Source organism: Qipengyuania proteolytica, assembly GCF_019711565.1.
GTDB lineage: Bacteria > Pseudomonadota > Alphaproteobacteria > Sphingomonadales > Sphingomonadaceae > Qipengyuania > Qipengyuania proteolytica.
In genome coordinates this window covers 1377283-1395824 of record NZ_JAIGNN010000001.1, presented here as the reverse complement: position 1 = coordinate 1395824, position 18542 = coordinate 1377283, and the positions used below count along the sequence as shown (strand labels likewise).

Sequence of the window (18542 nt, the reverse complement as noted above, 5' to 3'; positions counted from 1 at the left end):
GCGGCGGCATTGAAAGGTGCCGCCGCCCCCTTGCATTCGGGCCGTTAAGCGGTTCTTTCTGCACCTGCGCTATCACGTGGCGATCGCAGGCAAGGGGCCTGCGCAGCAACAGGGGTGTTGGCGATGCAGGGGGGGAGCCTGGCGACGGCTAGCGATCGCAGCGCACGAGCGCTTGCCGACGTATGGCCGCTGGGCGACGGCCTGCACCTGGCGAGGTGGCGGACACTGGACCTGACGGCGCTCGAGCCGTCGTGGCGCCTGCTCGCAGACTGCGCCGGAACACCCAACGCCTTCTTCGAACCCGCATTCCTCAGGCCATCGCTGGAACTGTTCGACCCGCGCGGGGATGTCTCGCTCGCATTGCTCGTCAGCGGAGGGACCCTGAGGGCGCTGCTGCCCGTCTGGCAAAGTCCGACCTATCATGGCCGCCGGATCCCGAACTTCTGCACCTGGCTCCATGCGAACAGCTTTTGCGGCGTGCCGCTGATCGAAGCAGGATTCGAAAAGCAATTCTGGACGGCATTCCTCGTGCAAGCCGACACAGCGCTCAACACGGGGTGGTTCCTCCACTTGCCGCAGATGCCGACCGACAGCCCGGCAGCGACAGCGCTGCAATCGGTTTGCGCCGCAGCCGGTCGGCGGATCCACATCGTTCGTCGCGAGGCGCGAGCGATGCTCGCTTCCGGATCAGCACCGGACGCGCATCTGGCAGCAGCGATGAGCCAGAAGAAGCGCAAGGAATTGCGGCGCCAGCGCAACCGGCTCGAAGACGAAGGCACGGTGGATATCCGCAGGTTTCGCACGACCGACGGTATCGACGTGTGGATCTCGGACTTCCTCGAACTCGAACGCCGCGGATGGAAGGGCACCCAGGGGTCCGCACTCGCCAGCGACCCCGACACGGAAGCCCTGTTCCGCAATGCGCTCCGCAACGCCGCCGGAGCCGGCAGGCTTGAGCGCCTTTCGCTCGAACTCGATGGCCGTCCGATCGCCATGCTGACAACCCTGCTCGCTCATCCGGGCAGCTTCGCCTTCAAGACCGCCTTTGACGAGGATTATGCACGCTTTTCGCCCGGCATGCTGTTGCAGGTCGAAAACCTTGCCCTGCTCGACGATCCCGCCCTCGCCTGGTGCGACAGCTGCGCGGCGGCCGATCACCCGATGATCGAACGCATCTGGCGCGACAGGCGCGAGATTGCCTGGATCACGGTCGAGGCCGGTCGTGGCTGGCGGCGTCTCGCAGGCAGGCTCTGGGCAGGTATCGAAGCGTGGCGTATGGAGAAGCGGACATGACCACTCACGATCCCGACCGGTCGGCGGGCACCGCCATGCGGGTGTTCCCCGAGGATACGCTGGCCACCTTCGCTGCCAACTATCCCGAGGTGCCCCACACCCTCGCCCACCGGCTCGGACTCGAAGAGCGCCTCACCCTCGATGCGCTTGCCGTGCTCGCCGGGAAGCTCCCCGAAGCGAGCATCGAGTACAACCGCGGCAACCTCCCCGTCGGCGTCGACGGCAAGCCCGGCAGCAACGGCCTCACCATCGAGGACACCATCCGCCATATCGCCACCAGCGACAGCTGGGCGGTGCTCAAGAACATCGAGCAGGTGCCCGCCTATCGCGCGCTCCTCCTCGGCCTGCTCGAGGAACTGCGCCCCACGATCGAGGCGAAGACCGGCGCCATGCTCACCCCGCAGGCCTATGTCTTCATCTCCAGCCCCAACGCGGTCACGCCCTACCACTACGACCCCGAGCACAACATCCTGCTCCAGCTGGTCGGCGCCAAGACCATGACCCAGTTCCCCGCCGGCAACCCCCGCTTCGCGCCCGACAGCTGCCACGAGAGCTACCACCTCGGCGGCGCGCGCGAGCTGCCGTGGACCGACGACCTCCTCGTCGGCGGCACCCCCTTCACCCTACATCCGGGCGAGGCGGTGTTCGTGCCCGTCATGGCTCCGCACTTTGTCCGCAACGGGCCGAAGAGCTCGATCTCGCTCTCGATCACCTGGCGCAGCGAGTGGAGCTATGCCGAGGCCGATGCGCGCTGCTTCAACGGCACGCTGCGCCGCTTCGGCCTCAGCCCCCGCGCCCCCGGCCGCTGGCCCGCATCCAACCGCGCAAAGGCGAACGGCTGGCGCGTCATCCGCCGCTTGACGCGAGCGTAAGCCAGTCGCAAAGCCGCTCTCGTGAGCGACACCAGGACCCCCGAGCAACTCGTCGCAGGCCTCGTGCGCCTGCTCACCGTCACGCGCGAGGGCGAGGACGCCTTCACCGCCCCGCAGCAGCCCGGCGGCGTCGGCCGCGTGTTCGGCGGCCAGGTCATCGCGCAGGCGCTGCAGGCCGCGCAGGCCACCGCGCCCGAGGGGCTTGAGGCCCACTCGCTCCACGCCTATTTCCTGCGCGGCGGCAAGGAAGGCGTCGACATCGCCTATGCCACCGCGCGCGACTTCGACGGGCGCAGCTTCGCCAACCGCCGCGTGGTCGCCACGCAGGAGGGCGCGCCGATCCTCAACCTCACCGCCAGCTTCCAGCGGCCTGAGGACGGCCTCGCCCATGACGACGTGGCCATGCCCGACGTGCCCGCGCCCGAGGACCTCCAGAGCGACATGGCCATGCGCCACAAGATGGTCGAGCGCGCCGGCGACCGGATGAGCGAGGCGCAGCGCGCGCTCGTCCTGCGCCCCCGCCCGATCGACATGCGCACCAGCGACAAGCTCCACTGGATGAACAGCGAGCCGCGCGAACCGCGCGCGCACAGCTGGTTCCGCACCGTCGCCCCCCTGCCCGACGACGCCGCGCTGCACCGCGCGGTGATCGCCTATGCCAGCGACTACACGCTGCTCGGCACGAGCGCGCTGCCGCATGGCCTCAGCTGGATGCGCGGCGAGCTGGTCGGCGCCAGCCTCGACCACGCGATCTGGTTCCACCGCCCGGCGCTCGACAGCTGGCGCGCCGACGAGTGGCTCCTCTACGCCACCGACAGCCCGTGGAGCGGCAGCGGCCGGGGCTTCAACCGCGGCCGCATCTTCAACCGCGCGGGCGAACTGGTCGCGAGCGTGGCGCAGGAGGGGATGATGCGGAAGCGGGTCGCCAAGGGCTAGATACCCCCATGTAGGACGAATGTTGGACCGCCCGAGGGCGAGTACCCCGACATGGACCGCTTGTTACACTGTCCAGGGGCGAAAAACCCCAGGGTGCGCGAAAGACCCGCCGACGGTGTGAAAGAGCCGATGCGAAGCTAGCACCGGGTGGGGATGTAGGAAATTCACCGGCTTGCATGGCCCCGCGCTTGCGGCCAATCAGGGCGGCGAAGGGGAAACCGCGTGGCAGGACGATCAGTAAAGCTGTTCTTCGTCGATGGAGATGCTGGTGGAATCGTCACCGCCGAGGTGATGAACTGGACTGGCCACGTACTTGTCGCTCCGCGTTCCAAGTTGGGCAGTGCGCTTCAACGGGAAGAAGCCGAGCGAACTGGAATTTACATCCTGATTGGGGAAGACCCCGAGAAGCCATCGCGAAATCGTATCTATGTTGGAGAAGGCGACAACGTCTCCAAGCGGATTAAGATGCACGCGAAGGACGAGGACAAGGAGTTCTGGACTCGTGCTGTTATCATTACCTCCAAGGATATGAACCTGACGAAGGCGCATGTCCGCTACCTTGAAGGAGAGGTCGTTCGCGCAGCGCGCATCGCTGGGCGAGCCTCTATCGCCAATGGCAATGAACCTAGTGTCAAAGCCCTGCCAGAGGCCGACATTTCGGACATGGCTGTCTTCCAAGATAATTTGGAGGCGGTGCTGCCAGCTCTGGGGTTCGATTTTCTCCGACCGACGAAAAGTAAACCGATAGGCGAGGAGCAAGAAGCCCAGCCACAAAAAAACGGGCTAGTGGAATTGACTTTGCGCCACCGTAGCGGCCTGCGGGCTCACGCCCTTGAAGCGAATGGCGAGATTATCGTCCAAACGGGGTCACAGGTGCAAGCCGATCCGGACTATTCGATGAACCAATATTCCGACCTGCGCGACCAATTGATCAAAGACGGCACAATCCAGCAACCATCGGGCAACAAGTTCATGGTGTTCGTTGAAGACTATGCCTTTAAGAGTCCCAGCGCTGCTGCCGCAGTCATCATAGGTCGTAATGCAAACGGTAGACGAAACTGGAGACTGCCTAACGGTCAGTCTCTGAAAGAGTGGCAAGACGCACAGCTCTCGATAACAAATACACAGATAAGTTAGGAGACATCGCCTCAGTGTCAAAATCAATGAATGTGGGATTGGGCGCCGCGAAGGCGGCGAAGAAGGACGAATTTTATACGCAATACATCGACATCCAGAAGGAGGTTGAGGCGTACCTAGAATTCGATCCCGATACCTTTCGCGATCAGATAGTCTATTGCAATTGCGATGACCCCTTCGAGAGCAACTTCTTCAAGTTCTTCGCTGCCAATTTCAATCGCCTGGGCCTCAAGAAACTTATTTCGACTAGCTACGATGGGTCTCCGATCGCTGGTGAGCAATTGCGGTTCAAAGACAAGGACTCAGAAGAGAAGAGTAGTGAAGCGATTGCAATCGAGATGGATGAAGTCCTAGATCTCAACAATGATGGCGCAACGGATATTGAAGACGTTCGACTTTTTCTCGAACAGAACCCACATCGACGAGTAATACTTTCTGGCGGGGGCGATTTTCGGAGCGAAGAATGCGTTGAACTCTTAAAGAAGGCAGATATTGTTGTAACCAATCCACCCTTTTCACTTTTTAAGGAATATGTGTCCTTATTGAATGAGCATGATAAGAAATTCCTCATCATTGGTAACACGAATGCCATTACCTACTTAGATATATTCCCACTAATTCAATCCAATGAACTTTGGTTGGGCTGCACAAATTTCAACGTCGGAATGTTTTTCCAAGTTCCCGATCACTGGGAAAAATATCACCATATCGACGAGGAAACCGGCAAGAAAATGGCTCGTGTGTCCACGTCTTGTTGGTACACTAATTTAGATCACGGTCGTCGACATCAACCTTTAAATCTAATGACAGTAGCAGATAATCTCAAATATAGCAGAGGATTGAAGGGAAAAGAGGCATACGATCGGTACTGCAATTTCGACGCAATTGAAGTAGGTACCTACAAGGAAATTCCAAGTGACTATGATGGAATCATGGGTGTGCCCGTTACGTTTTTGAACAAGTACAATCCCGAGCAGTTTGAGATCGTTGGAAACAGCGACGATTCAGAAATGATGGCTGGCTTGGGAGTGGAACCTCTCGGCCAAGAGTTTATTGAAGCATATCGCGCTCATGGGGGCACCGGACACTATAGCGCCAACATGAGGATGCTTGGTTTAACTTCCCCCAAAGAACGAGTGATCTACAAGCGATTGCTAATCCGCCACCGAAAATTAGCTTAAAGGCACGGGCATGGAAACTTCGCTTAGAACTGACATCACAGTATCTGACATTTGTAAGGGATTCACCTACAATCAAGTAGAGGGCAAGGGCCTATATGGGCTTGGAGGAAAGCTCACCATCCAACCAGAATATCAGCGCAATTACATTTACGCAGACCAAGGGGGAAAGCGAGAGGCCGCAGTAATTCGGTCCCTATTGCAAGAGTATCCGCTTGGGCTGATATATTTCAATAAGATTTCCGAGACAAAATTCGAGGTTCTCGATGGCCAGCAGCGCATTACCAGCATCGGTCGCTTCCTGACCAATAAGTTTCCGATCATGGACGGCAACAACCCCAAATATTTCGACAGCCTTCCGACGGATCAGAAAGAGCTAATCAAAAACACCAGTCTGCTCATCTATGAATGCGAAGGCACTGAAACCGAAATTAAGCAATGGTTTGAAACGATCAACATCGCTGGCGTACCGCTCAATGACCAAGAGCTGCTGAACGCAATCTACTCAGGCAAATTCGTCACAGCCGCCAAGTCTGAATTCAGCAATAGCCAGAATGCGAATATAGCGAAGTGGAGTGCATACATTCGAGGAAGTGCCAACAGGCAGGATTTCCTCGAGCGGGCGCTCGACTGGGTGAGTCAGGGTCAAATCGGTGATTACATGAGCAATCACCGGCATGACGAGTCCATCGCTGAACTTCAGACCTACTTCAACACGGTCCTAGACTGGGTCTCTACCATCTTCATCGATGTTGAAAAAGAAATGCAAGGCCTCGAGTGGGGGCGCCTCTATGAGCGATATCATAAGGATTCTTACGATCCAGCTCACGTTTCTAAGTCAGTTAGGGCGCTCTACGCTGATCCTTATGTGAAAAACCGTAAGGGTATTTTCGAGTACGTGCTTGGCGGATCGAAGGAATCAAAACTGCTCGATGTTAGGGTTTTCGATAAGGCGACTGCACAAGCGGTGTATGCAAAACAGACCGACGCCGCAAAGCAGAGCGGGGTTTCCAATTGCTCCCATTGCGCCATGGGACATTCTGCAAACATGACGAAAATTTGGGCATTCAAGGAAATGGACGCAGACCATGTGACCGCTTGGAGCAAGGGCGGTGCGACGAATGCTGAAAACTGCGAAATGCTATGCGTCACACACAACCGTGCGAAGGGGAACCGATAGCCCCTTCGCACCTGCACAAAAAACCGCAAGCCAAACGCGGAAAACCTCGCTATAGGCGCGCCAACACCGTGCGCCCAGAGCCGTGCCTCCCTGCACCGCAGCGCCGGACAACACACGAGATTCCATGGCTTTCGAAACCCTTCCGCCGGTGATCGGCGACGCGCTTGCCGCACGCGGCTATGATGCGCCCACCCCCGTCCAGGCTGCCGTCATCGATCCCGATGTCGCCGGGCGCGACCTCATCGTGTCGGCGCAGACCGGCAGCGGCAAGACGGTCGCTTTCGGCCTCGCGCTGGCGGACGAGCTGCTGGGCGAACTCGGCGGCTCTCCGCTGACCGAGAAGCCTCTCGCACTCGTCATCGCGCCCACGCGCGAGCTGGCGCTGCAGGTCAGCCGCGAGCTCGGCTGGCTCTATGCAGGCGCGGGCCTGCGCATCGCGACCTGCGTCGGCGGAATGGATGCGAGCAAGGAACGGCGCAACCTGCGCGGCGGCCCGGCGATCGTCGTCGGCACGCCCGGGCGCCTGCGCGACCATATCGAGCGCGGGGCGCTGGACCTCTCAGGCCTGATGGGCGTGGTGCTCGACGAGGCGGACGAGATGCTCGACATGGGCTTTCGCGAGGACCTCGAGGAAATCCTCGACGCGACGCCCGATGCGCGCCGCACGCTGCTGTTTTCCGCCACCATGCCGCGCCCGATCGAGCGGCTGGCGGAACGCTACCAGCGCGATGCGCTGCGCCTCAGCCTCGTGGGCGAGGATCGCGGGCATGGCGACATCGCCTACCAGGCGATCACCGTCGGCCCGTCGGAGATCGAGAATGCGGTGGTGAACCTGCTGCGCTTCCACGAGGCGGAGACGGCGATCTGTTTCTGCGCCACGCGCGAGAGCGTGCGGCGGCTCCACACCACCCTGCAGAACCGCGGCTTCGGCGTGGTGGCGCTGTCGGGCGAGCATTCGCAGAGCGAGCGCAATACCGCGTTGCAGGCGCTGCGCGACCGCCGCGCCCGCGTGTGCGTGGCGACAGACGTGGCGGCCCGCGGGATCGACCTGCCCTCCTTGAGCCTCGTGATCCATGTCGAGATCCCGCGCGATGCGGAAACGCTCCAGCACCGCTCGGGTCGCACCGGGCGCGCCGGGCGCAAGGGGACCGCCGCGATCGTGGTGCCCTACAACCGCCGCCGCCGGGTTGAAGGCATGCTGCGCGGCGCGGGGATCGAGGCGCAGTGGATGGACGCGCCCTCGCCCGAGGCGATCCGCAAGAAGGACCGCACGCGCCTGATCGAGACGATCACCGAGCCGCGCGAGTTCGAGGACGACGACCGCGAAATCGCCGCCGACATCATGAGCCGCATGACGCCCGAGGATATCGCCGCCGCGCTGGTCTACGCGCATCGCGCGGAGATGCCGGTGCCGGAAGAGCTGCTCGCCAACACGCCCGAAGCGCGCGAGCAGGCGAAGGCCGAGCGCCACCGTCCCGGCTTCGAGGACACGGTCTGGTTCAAGATGGACATCGGGCGCCGCCACAATGCCGAGCCGCGCTGGATCCTGCCGCTGATCTGCCGCCGCGGGCACATCACCCGCAACGAGATCGGCGCGATCCGCATCGGCCAGCACGAAACCTGGTTCGAAGTGCCCCGCGCCATCGGCGGCAAGGTCGCCGACGCGGTCGCCCGCACCGCCTCGCCCGACGACGAGCAGGATGCGATTGCGATCGTGGAATCGCCCGAAGGCCCGCGCATCGAAGCCCGCCAGAACCGCAAGCACGGCGGCGCCAAGGTGCACGCGCGCCCACTGCAAAAGCCGGGCGGCTTCAAGAAGCCGGGTGGCGGGTTCAAGGGCAAGCCGCAAGGCAAACCTGCGGGCAAGCGACCGGGCGGGAAGCCGCCGTTCAAGGGCAAGGGCGGAAAAAAGCCGGGCGGCCCGCGTCGGGACTAACGCGGCCGCCCGGCCCTCCCCTCACCTCAGTTGGTCATCAGCAACGGCACGCGCACGTCGGCCAGCATCTTGCGCGTGGTGCCGCCGAAGATGCGCTCGGCCAGGCGCGTGCGGCCATAGGCGCCCATCACCACCAGCCCGGCCTTGCGTAGCTCGGCCGCAGCGACGAGCGCCTGGGCGACGCCTGCCTCGCCCGGTTCCAGCTCGACCATCTCGCACACGATGCCATGGCGCGAGAGGTAGTCCGCGCCCTCGACCGGGGGCAGGTCGAGCTGCGGTTCTCCCTTCTTCGCGGTTTCCCTGACCGAAGCGAGGTACACCGCGCTCGCCCGTCGCAGGAACGGCAGCGCGGCCTTGAGCGCATGCGAGGCTTCGGCCGACCCGTCCCACGCGACCAGCGCGGGTGCCTCGACGTCGAAGCGGGTGCACTGCGCGGGCAGCACCAGCACCGGGCAATCGGCGGTCAGTGCGAGCTCGCCCGCGGTGAAGGACGGCCCCTGCCCGTCCTTGCGCGGCTCGTGCGCACCGAGGACGATCAGGTCCTGCAGCGAGGATTCGCGCAGCATGGCCAGCGCCGTCGGCCCGGCCTTCTCGACCCAGTTCCACGACACGCCCTCGTTCGAAAGGTCGCCGAGCGTCCGGTCGCGCAGCTCTTCGGCCTGCTCCCGCCAGACCGGCACCATGGCGGCAAACGCCGCACCATAGGGATCGAGCGCGCCGACCGCCTCGTAAGGGACGGCATGGACCAGCGTCAGATGCGCCTCGAATTCGCGGGCGATGTCGAGCACTGCATCGAGGCGACCGGGAAAGTCCCCGTCCGATGTGGCGTTGAAGAGGATCGTTTTCATGTGGGGTCTCCTGCTCGCGGGACGACGGAGATACCGGGTCCCGGCTGATGCAGGCATGATGGCAGGCTGTGCGCCCGCGTCTTTGACCTGTGTCAAATCGGGACTGGCGTTGCGCTTGTTCCCTCCGCCGAGACGGCTACCCGGCGCACGGGGACCGGGAGCTAGGAATGATGGCCGCTGGCCCGCTTACCCCCCGTAGGAACGACTGCCCCCGGCGGCTCCGGCAACCTTCCAGCCGCGCGACGTCGAGCCGAAACCGCCGGTCGCGGCCGATTTCGCCATGGCCGATGCGACCTTCGTGCGCGGAGCACTCTTCGCCCGCTCGAACGCGCGGCTGCCGGCGAAATATTTGCCCGGCGCATTGGCATAGCCGAGGCGCACGCCGCGACTGGTCTGGTAACCACCGTTGGCGGCGGGAAAGAGCGGCGCAGCACGACCATTCGACTTGCTCGAAATCCAGGCGACGACAAACGGCGAGAAATGGCGCCGTTCCTGCGGTGCCGCCGCCTCGCCTTCTTCCACGCAGCGTCCGACACCGTAGTCTTGCTCGCAATCGGCGAGCGCCTCGAAGCGTGGCGCTTCGGCCTTGGCGACGGCAACGGCCTCTTCGTGCATCGCATTGCACTCCTGGCGGGTCTTGCCGGTCTTCTTCGCGCAGTCGAACACGTTCTGGTAGACTTCGACCTCGTCGCCATCGCTCGCCACCACGGCAGGCGCCGCGGCAGCACCGGTCGCGTCGGCTTCGCCGCATCCGGCGAGCAGCGTGCCCCCGCCGAGCGCCGCCATCGTCGTCAGAACGACCCGGCCGGAACGCTTGCGCGACATGTTGCGGCGATCGAACGATGTATTCATATGTCCCCCTGGATTTACATCTGGCCGGACATTATTCTGGAAAATACTGACAAATCGTTTTCGAGGGACGCCAAAAGACCATGCTTCGTAAAGAAATAATGCCGAGGCAGGATTGGGAAGCGATTGCGCAGGAGAACGGGTTCATCTTCCATCACGTCGATGGAGAAATCTACTGGGACGAGCGAGCCTGCTGGCAATTCACGCTGGAGGAAGTCGAATCGAAGATCGAAGACCCCTCGACCGAACTCTACGCGCTGTGCCTGCAACTGGTGGACGAGGCCTGCGCCAGGCAGGAAACCATGGAACTTCTCGCGATCCCCGAGGGGATGCGCGATGTCGTGGCCGACAGCTGGCGGATTGGCGAGCCGTCACTCTACGGCCGGTTCGATTTCGCCTATGACGGCACCGGACCTGCGAAACTGCTCGAATTCAATGCCGACACGCCGACGAGCATCTACGAAACGGCCTACTTCCAGTGGCTGTGGCTCGCGGACATGGTAGCGGCGGGCGAGTTTCCCGAAGACGCCGACCAGTTCAACCGCCTTCACGAGGCTTTGATCGAGCGCTTCGCTGCCATCGTCGAACCGGGCGGGCTGCTCCATTTCTCCGGGGTCGCCGACCATGTCGAGGACCGGGCGACCGTCGCCTATCTGGAAGATTGCGCCGGACAGGCCGGCCTCGAGACCGCCTTCGTCGATATCGATCACATCGGCCTCACCGACGACGGCCGGTTCGTCGATCCCCAGGGCCATGAGATTGCGGCTCTGTTCAAACTCTATCCCTGGGAGGACATGATGCGCGAAGACTTCGCCGCCCATGTCGCCGGGTCGCAGACGCGCTTTATCGAACCTGCTTGGAAGGCCTTGCTGTCGAACAAGGCCATGCTGCCGTTACTCTGGGAGCGCAACGAAGGTCATCCGAACTTGCTGCCCGCCTATTTCGAACACAGCGACAAGGGGCGCCAGCTTGCTGCCGGGCCGCATGTCCGCAAGCCCTATTTCAGCCGCGAAGGCGCCGATATCGCACTGTTCGACGGCACCGGGCGCCACTCCGGGCCACAGCAAGGCTATGGCGCGGAAGGGGCGATCGTGCAGGCCTATGCGCCGCTGGCGCGCTCGGGCGAGAACCATGCGGTGATCGGCAGCTGGATCGTCGGCGACGAAGCGGTCGCCATGTCGATCCGCGAGGACGCGAGCCCGATCACGCGCGATCTGGCGCGCTTCCTCCCGCATGTGATCCTGGGCTGAGGGCGCTACCCGCCCGCGTGGTAGAAATCGTACACCTGCTGCGCCACGCCCTCGCTGATGCCGGGAGCGCGTTGCAGGTCCTCCAAGGCAGCCGCGCGCACTTTCCCTGCCGTGCCGAAATGCAGCAGCAGCGCGCGCTTGCGGGCCGGGCCGATGCCGGGGATTTCGTCTAGCGGTGAGGCGGTGATGGCGCGGCTGCGCTTCGCTCTATGCGCACCGATGGCGTAGCGGTGGACCTCGTCGCGCAGGGTCTGGAGGTAGAACAGCAGCGGTGAATTAACCGGCAACGTCTTCTCGCGCCCGTCGGGGAAGTGGAACACCTCGCGTCCCTCGCGCCCGTGATGCGGGCCCTTGGCGATGGCGATGAGGGGAACATCCTCGATCCCCATTTCCTCAAGCGTATCGCGCACGCTGGACATCTGCCCCTTGCCGCCGTCAATCAGGACGAGGTCCGGCCAGACGGTTTCATGGCTGTTCGCCTTCCCGCTGTCGCCATCGGGATTTTCCGCGAGGTTGCGGAAGCGCCGCGCCATGACCTCGCGCATCATGCCGAAGTCGTCGTTGGTCTGCGCGGTCCTGATGTTGAACTTGCGGTACTGCCCCTTCTCGAACCCCTCCGGCCCCGCGACTACCATCGCGCCCAGCGCCTTGTCGCCCTGGATGTGGCTGTTGTCGTAGACCTCAATCCGCTGGGGCACCTCGTCGAGCTCGAGGAATTCGGCGAGTTCGCGCATGATCTTCGCCTTGGTGCCGGTCTCGGCCAGCCGCCGGTCGAGCGCCTCCACCGCATTGCGCTGCGCCTGCTCCATCAGCTTGCGCCGCGTGCCGCGCTGGGGGATGGATATGGCGACCGCATGGCCCGCCTTCTCGGCCAGCGCTTCGGCGATCAGGTCCTGCTCGGCGAGTTCCCGGTCGGTGAGGATGGTCTTGGGCGGCGGCACTTCCTCGTAGAATTGCAGGAGGACGTCGGACAGCACCTCGGCCATGTCGAGATCGCCCGTATTGCGCGGATAGAAGGTACGGTGGCCCCAGTTCTGCCCGCCGCGGATGAAGAAGGCCTGCACACCCACGTGCCCGCCCTTGGCGGCCAGCGCGAAGACATCGGCATCGCCCACGCCCTGCGCGTTGATCGCCTGCGACCCCTGGATGAAGGTCGCCGCGCGCAGCCGGTCGCGCAGGATCGCGGCGGTCTCGAAATCGAGATCCTCGGCGGCCCTCGCCATCTGCTTCTCGAGGTCCTGCTGCACCGCGCTCGACTTGCCGCCGAGGAAGTCCTTCGCCTCGCGCACGAGGCTCGCATAGCCGGCTTCGTCGATGCGGCCCACGCAGGGGGCCGAGCACCGCTTGATCTGGTAGAGCAGGCAGGGCCGGTCGCGATTGTTGAAGAAGCTGTCGGTGCAGCTCCGCAGCAGGAACAGCTTCTGCAGCGCGTTCAGGGTCTTGTTGACCGAACCGGCGGACGCGAACGGGCCGTAGTAATTGCCCTTGGCCCGCCGCGCGCCGCGGTGCTTCTGGATGCGCGGGAAGGCATGATCGGCGCGCAACAGGATGAAGGGGAAGCTCTTGTCGTCGCGCAGCAGCACGTTGAACGGCGGGCGGTAACGCTTGATCAGCTGCGCTTCGAGCAGCAGCGCTTCGGCCTCGCTATTGGTGGTCACGATCTCCATCGCGCGGCATTGGCTGACCATGCGCTGCAGCCGGTTGGAAAGTCCCTTCACCTGCGTGTAATTGGCCACCCGCGCCTTCAGGCTGCGCGCCTTGCCCACATACAGCACGTCACCGCGCGTATCGAGCATGCGATAGACGCCGGGCTTCGGCTTAAGCACCTTCACCGTTTCGCGGATCGCGGCGATCCCCGCCTCCAGATCGGGCTGCGCGCTGGCGACCGTGTAGGCGGCGCGTTCCTCGTGGAAACGCTCCTGGCCTCTGGGATCGGGGGGAGAACCGGCTTTCGTGCGCGACATGGGCTGGAGATAGTGCGCGCTGGCTGCTTGTGCAAAGCGGCGTTTCGCGCCATCCCCATCCGCCATGGACGGGACCAAGATCGCGCCGCCGCGCACAGTCGGCTTCTGGGGAACGGCCCTGTTCCCCCTCAACGGGATGATCGGGGCGGGCATTTTCGCCCTGCCCGCGGTGCTGGTGACAGCGGTGGGCAATTTCGCGCCGTGGATGATGCTGATCGGCGGCATTCTCTTCCTCCCCCTCGCCCTCTGCTATGCGTGGATGAGCGCGCGCTTCGAACACAGCGGGGGGTCGGTGCTGTATGGCGAGGCCGCCTTCGGGCGCTTCGTCGGATTCCAGGCCGGTTGGGCCCGCTATGCCAGTGCCATCGTCACTGCGGCAGCGAACATGCACGTGATGGTCGCCTATCTCGCCGCGCTGTTCCCGGCACTGGAAGGGCCGGTCGCCGCACCGCTGGCGGTGGCGGTGGGGCTGGCGCTGATTACCGTGATCAATCTCTATGGCATGCGCGCGTCGGTCGGCACATTGGGCCTGATGACCGCGATCAAGCTGGTGCCGCTGGCCGCCCTGGTGGTTTCGGGCCTGTTTGCCGGGGGCGAACTGGGCGCGGTGGTCGTGCCGGAGTTCAGCCAGGTCGAGACCGTGATCCTGCTGACCTTCTACGCCTTCATCGGCTTCGAAGGCGTGATCGAGGCGGCGGGCGAGTTCAAGGATCCCCGGCGCGACGTGCCGCGCGCGATCGTGTGGATGGTGATCGCGGTGACGCTCATCTACATGGCGGTGATCTGGGCCTTCATCCTGATCGGCCCCGAATTCGCGGGCGAGAACAATGCGCTGGCCGGATCGGCGGAGGCGGCGATGGGACCGCTCGGCTCGCTCGCCATCGTCGTCGCGGCCAGCTTCAGCATCGGGGCGAACAATTTCGCCAGCGGCGTCGCCCAGCCGCGCCTGATGTACGGCATGGCGGAGCGCGGGATGCTGCCGCGCTGGTTCGAATACGTCCACCCACGCTTCCTCACCCCGTCCAATGCGATCCTGTTCTACGGGGTGGCGGCAATCCTGTTCGGCCTGTGGGAAGGGTTCGAGGCGCTCGCGGTCGCAGGCACGCTGATCCGTCTGGTGACCTATATCGTGACCAGCTGCGCCCTTCCGGTGCTCGAACGGCGAGAGGGGCGGATCGTCCCGCTGCACCTGTTCTGCGTGATCGTCGCGGTCGCCAGCTCGCTTTTCATCGCCAGCCAGACCAAGGTGGAGGCCTGGATCGTGCTCGGGGGCATCCTGCTCGTGGGCTCGATGCTCTACGCACTCGCGGCGCGGCAGAAGCCCGAATATCCCATCAAAGAGGCGTAGGTGGCCCGGGATTTCGACGCGATTGTCCTCGGCGCCGGGGCCGCCGGGCTGATGTGCGCCGCATGCGCGGGCCAGCGGGGCCGCCGCGTGCTGGTGCTGGAGCGCGGCGAAAAGCCGGGCAAGAAGATCCTCATCTCCGGCGGCGGGCGCTGCAATTTCACCAATATCGGCGCCGGGCCCGCTAATTACCTTTCGGCCAATCCGCATTTCGCCAAGAGCGCGCTCGCCCGGTACACCCCGCGCGACTTCCTCGAACTGGTCGAAAGCTACGGCATCGCCTGGCACGAAAAGACGCTCGGCCAGCTGTTCTGCGACGGGTCGGCCAAGCAGATCGTGGACATGCTGCTGGAAGAGTGCGCGAAGGGTGGCGTCGAGGTGCGCTGTGGCGAGGAAGTGACCGAAGTGTCCCACAACGGGACATTCACGGTTGTTACGCAACGCGAGACCCACACGGCACCTGCCCTCGTGATCGCGACCGGCGGGCCGTCGATCCCCAAGATGGGCGCGACCGGTTACGCCTATGACCTCGCCCGCCAGTTCGGCCTCAAGGTGGTCGAGCCGCGCCCCGCCCTCGTCCCGCTGACGCTGGGCGGCGAGGAGGTGCTGTTCCGCGAGATCTCCGGCGTATCGGCACCGGTGGTGGCCAGCGCGGGCAAGGCCAGTTTTCCCGAGGCGGCACTGTTCACGCACCGCGGCCTGTCCGGCCCCTCCATCCTTCAGGCCAGCTCCTACTGGTCTCCCGGCGAGCCGATCCTGATCGACTTCCTGCCCGACCGGTCTGCGGAATGGCTGCTCGATGCCAAGCGCGACACGCCCCGCGCGACGCTCAAGTCGCTCCTGCGCGAGGCGCTGCCCGCACGCCTCGCCGACATCCTTGCCGAAAAGCTGGGCATATCCGCCGAACTCGGCAATGCGCCCGACAAGGCCCTGCGCGCTGCCGGCGAGCGGCTGAAGCGCTGGGAATTCCGCCCCAACGGCACCGAGGGCTTCGCCAAGGCGGAGGTCACGGTGGGCGGCATATCCACCGCCGAACTCTCCTCCAAGACCATGGAAGCAAAGCGATTTCCCGGCCTTTACGCCATCGGCGAGGCCGTCGACGTGACCGGCTGGCTGGGCGGCTACAACTTCCAGTGGGCCTGGGCGAGCGGCGTGGCCGCCGGCGACGCGCTATAATGCATCGCCGCTAGGGAAGGCATTGACCTAGGCGGCAAGTTGACGCGAGTCGGCTTTGTGGTAGCCTCGATCCCCTTCGGACCCGTGAAAACACGGGCCGCGCAGGGGATGCCGCCACTTGCCCGACGGGCGAACCGGTGGCGCGGAAAGGAACGGAATGCGCCAGCTCCAGGGCATGGATGCGAGCTTCGTCGCGCTGGAAACGCGCAATTCGCCGATGCACATCGGCTCGATCCTGATCTACAACCCTGAAACCGCGCCCGGGGGCTTCGTCCGCTTCAAGGACATCCTCGCCTTCTTCGAGAGCCGTATGCAGCTCTCGCGCACGATCCGCCAGCGGCTGGTGCGCGTGCCGTTCGATCTCGATTATCCCTACTGGATCGAGGACCCGGATTTCGATCTCGAATACCACGTCCGCCATATCGCCCTGCCCAAGCCCGGCGACTGGCGGCAACTGTGCATCCAGGCCGCACGCATCTTCGCCCGCCCGCTCGACCTCAGCCGTCCGCCGTGGGAATTCACCGTGGTCGAAGGGCTCGACAATATCGACGGCATTCCCAAAGGCAGTTTCGCGATGGTGACAAAGGTCCACCACGCTGCGATCGACGGGATGAGCGGGGTCGACCTGCTGGAGGCGATGCACACGCTTACCCCCGACGAGCTGGCACCCGAAGGCCCCGATCCGTGGAAGCCGGAAAAGGTGCCCAATCCGGTCGAACTGCTCGGCAAGAGCTATCTCAACGCCATCACCAACCCGCTCAAGCAGATCGAAGTGGCAGCCAAGGCCGCGCCCGGCCTCGCCAAGGCGCTCAAGGGCATGGTCGCCAAGGAATTCGACGTCTCGGGCGAGATGATTGCGCCCAAGACGCGCTTCAACCGCAAGATTTCCGGACACCGTGTGGTCGAGGGACGCAGCGTCCCGCTGGCCGACATCAAGATGATCCGCACCACGGTCGAAGGGGCGAAGGTCAACGACGTCTTCCTCGCCATCGTCGGCGGGGCGATGCGCAAGTACCTGCTCGCCAAGGACGACCTGCCCAAGAAGACGCTGACCGCGATGGCGCCGATCTCCGTCCGCTCGAAGGACGAGAAGGGCGACATGGGCAACCAGGTCGCCGCGATGGTCGCGCCGCTCGGCACGCATATCGAGGATCCGCTGGAACGGCTGCGCTATTGTCACGACCGGACGAAGAACTCGAAGGCGATGACCGACGCCATGGGCGCGCGGAACATGACCGAAGCGAGCAAGGTCAGCCCGGCGCTGTGGATGAGCCTCGGCGCGCAGCTCTACACCCGCCTCGGCCTCGCCGATCGCGGGGTCGGCCCGGTCTTCACCACCGTCGTCACCAACGTGCCCGGTCCGCCGGTGCCGATCTATTCCTGCGGCGCGCGGCTGGAGAGCCAGATGGGCCTTGTCTGCCTGACCGACGGGATGGGCCTCGGCCATGTCGTGCAGAGCTACACCGACGAGGCCACGATCAGCTTTACCGCCTGCCGCGAGCTGCTGCCGGATCCGGAATTCTACATCCAGTGCATCGAGGACAGCTTCACCGAATTGCGCGACGCCGCGAAGGCCGCGCTATCCGCGCCGGCCGAGAAACCCGCCGCGAGCAAAGCCGCGCCGAAGCCGGCCGCCCCCAAGAAGGGGCCGACAGCCAAGAAGCCTGCCGCAAAGAAGCAGGCGGCAGCCAAAACCAGAACGCCCGCAAAACCCGCCAAGGGGGGCACGAAACGGGTCGCCAGCCGTAATCCGGCTGCCCGTAAGGGGAAAGGAACTTCCAAGACATGACCGCCATGACCAAGATCCAAGCCGAAGCCCGGCCGCCGCACGCATTGCTCGCGCTGACCGAACCGGGCCGTGCCATGGGCGAGCTCGCCAGCTTCTACGCGCTGCGCCCGCTGCTCTCGCGCTTGCCGCAGGGCGACGGCCACGGCGTGCTCGTCCTGCCCGGCTTCATGGCCTCCGACGTCTCGACCGGCCCCTTGCGCGCCATGCTCGAACGGCTCGGTTACGATGCGGTGGGCTGGAATCTCGGGCGCAACGTGCGGGTCGACAATGCCCGCATCTCGGCGATGATGGCCGGCGTCGACACCCTCCACGAACGCACCGGCGGCAAGATCTCGATCGTCGGCTGGAGCCTGGGCGGCGTGTTCGCGCGCGAGCTCGCCAAGCTGGCGCCCGAAAAGGTCCGCATGGTCATCAGCCTCGGCAGCCCGATCAGCGACGATCGCAACCACACCAATGCCCGCCGCCTGTTCGAATATCTGAACGGCCGCGAGCCGGAGCCCATTCGCGAAGGCAACTTCCGGGACCTCGCCAAGGCACCGCCCGTGCCGACCACTTCCATCCTGACCAAGGCCGACGGCGTGGTTCACTGGCGCGGTTCGGTGCAGGCGGACGACCACGCCGAATGCGAGAACATCGAAGTGATCGCGAGCCATGTCGGCCTCGGCGTTAACCCGGCAGTGCTCTACGCCATCGCAGACCGGCTCGCACAGGCCGAAGGCGAATGGAAGAAGTTCAGCCCGCGCGGCTTTGCGAATATCGCTTTTCCGCGCTCACGCCTGCACTAGGCCG

Annotated in this window: 15 protein-coding genes; 12 read left to right on the top strand and 3 right to left on the bottom strand. The window is 64.1% G+C overall.

The window, feature by feature from the left end; translation table 11 throughout:
- Positions 1–123: 123 nt before the first annotated feature.
- The 7 genes from K3172_RS06770 (at position 124) to K3172_RS06740 (ending at position 8532) form a co-directional block, all read left to right on the top strand.
- On the top strand, positions 124–1293 hold the full coding sequence (locus K3172_RS06770; RefSeq protein WP_221588151.1) for a GNAT family N-acetyltransferase: 1170 nt from the start codon (positions 124–126) through the stop codon (positions 1291–1293).
- Positions 1290–2165 carry a transcriptional regulator gene (locus K3172_RS06765; protein WP_425594695.1) on the top strand — a complete coding sequence of 292 codons (876 nt, stop codon included), beginning with the start codon at positions 1290–1292 and terminating at the stop codon, positions 2163–2165. Before K3172_RS06770 ends, K3172_RS06765 begins: the two co-directional genes overlap by 4 nt.
- A gap of 21 nt (positions 2166–2186) precedes the next feature.
- On the top strand, positions 2187–3101 hold the full coding sequence (locus K3172_RS06760; RefSeq protein WP_221588149.1) for an acyl-CoA thioesterase: 915 nt from the start codon (positions 2187–2189) through the stop codon (positions 3099–3101).
- 222 nt (positions 3102–3323) lie between these two features.
- Entirely contained in the window at positions 3324–4238 is a 915-nt protein-coding gene (locus K3172_RS15740; protein WP_221588148.1) for a GIY-YIG nuclease family protein, read from the top strand.
- Positions 4193–5419 (top strand): adenine-specific methyltransferase EcoRI family protein, encoded by a 1227-nt coding sequence (locus tag K3172_RS06750; protein WP_221588146.1) that lies wholly within the window; start codon positions 4193–4195, stop codon positions 5417–5419. The genes K3172_RS15740 and K3172_RS06750 overlap by 46 nt, the downstream gene beginning before the upstream one ends.
- A 10-nt stretch (positions 5420–5429) precedes the next feature.
- Positions 5430–6596 (top strand): GmrSD restriction endonuclease domain-containing protein, encoded by a 1167-nt coding sequence (locus K3172_RS06745; protein WP_221588144.1) that lies wholly within the window; start codon positions 5430–5432, stop codon positions 6594–6596.
- A gap of 124 nt (positions 6597–6720) precedes the next feature.
- A complete protein-coding gene (locus K3172_RS06740; RefSeq protein ID WP_221588142.1) occupies positions 6721–8532 on the top strand; it encodes a DEAD/DEAH box helicase in 1812 nt (603 codons plus the stop codon).
- A gap of 26 nt (positions 8533–8558) precedes the next feature.
- On the opposite strand, the gene K3172_RS06735 is transcribed toward K3172_RS06740, so the two are convergent.
- Together K3172_RS06735 and K3172_RS06730 are read right to left on the bottom strand one after the other, a co-directional pair.
- Positions 8559–9380 carry a universal stress protein gene (locus K3172_RS06735; RefSeq protein WP_221588140.1) on the bottom strand — a complete coding sequence of 274 codons (822 nt, stop codon included), beginning with the start codon at positions 9378–9380 and terminating at the stop codon, positions 8559–8561.
- Between the two features lie 186 nt (positions 9381–9566).
- On the bottom strand, positions 9567–10232 hold the full coding sequence (locus tag K3172_RS06730; RefSeq protein WP_221588138.1) for a DUF1190 domain-containing protein: 666 nt from the start codon (positions 10230–10232) through the stop codon (positions 9567–9569).
- Between the two features lie 80 nt (positions 10233–10312).
- Between K3172_RS06730 and K3172_RS06725 the strand changes: the two genes are divergently transcribed.
- On the top strand, positions 10313–11479 hold the full coding sequence (locus tag K3172_RS06725; RefSeq protein WP_221588136.1) for a glutathionylspermidine synthase family protein: 1167 nt from the start codon (positions 10313–10315) through the stop codon (positions 11477–11479).
- Positions 11480–11484: 5 nt separating this feature from the next.
- On the opposite strand, the gene uvrC is transcribed toward K3172_RS06725, so the two are convergent.
- Positions 11485–13443 carry an excinuclease ABC subunit UvrC gene (gene uvrC / locus K3172_RS06720; RefSeq protein WP_221588134.1) on the bottom strand — a complete coding sequence of 653 codons (1959 nt, stop codon included), beginning with the start codon at positions 13441–13443 and terminating at the stop codon, positions 11485–11487.
- A gap of 64 nt (positions 13444–13507) precedes the next feature.
- Between uvrC and K3172_RS06715 the strand changes: the two genes are divergently transcribed.
- The 4 genes from K3172_RS06715 to K3172_RS06700 all read left to right on the top strand — a co-directional run bounded on the left by K3172_RS06715 (position 13508) and on the right by K3172_RS06700 (position 18538).
- Positions 13508–14791 carry an APC family permease gene (locus tag K3172_RS06715; protein ID WP_221588132.1) on the top strand — a complete coding sequence of 428 codons (1284 nt, stop codon included), beginning with the start codon at positions 13508–13510 and terminating at the stop codon, positions 14789–14791.
- Positions 14792–15964 carry a BaiN/RdsA family NAD(P)/FAD-dependent oxidoreductase gene (locus tag K3172_RS06710; protein ID WP_221588130.1) on the top strand — a complete coding sequence of 391 codons (1173 nt, stop codon included), beginning with the start codon at positions 14792–14794 and terminating at the stop codon, positions 15962–15964.
- Positions 15965–16121: 157 nt separating this feature from the next.
- Positions 16122–17753 (top strand): WS/DGAT/MGAT family O-acyltransferase, encoded by a 1632-nt coding sequence (locus K3172_RS06705; RefSeq protein ID WP_247717950.1) that lies wholly within the window; start codon positions 16122–16124, stop codon positions 17751–17753.
- On the top strand, positions 17750–18538 hold the full coding sequence (locus K3172_RS06700; RefSeq protein WP_221588128.1) for an esterase/lipase family protein: 789 nt from the start codon (positions 17750–17752) through the stop codon (positions 18536–18538). The genes K3172_RS06705 and K3172_RS06700 overlap by 4 nt, the downstream gene beginning before the upstream one ends.
- The last annotated feature ends 4 nt before the right edge of the window (positions 18539–18542 follow it).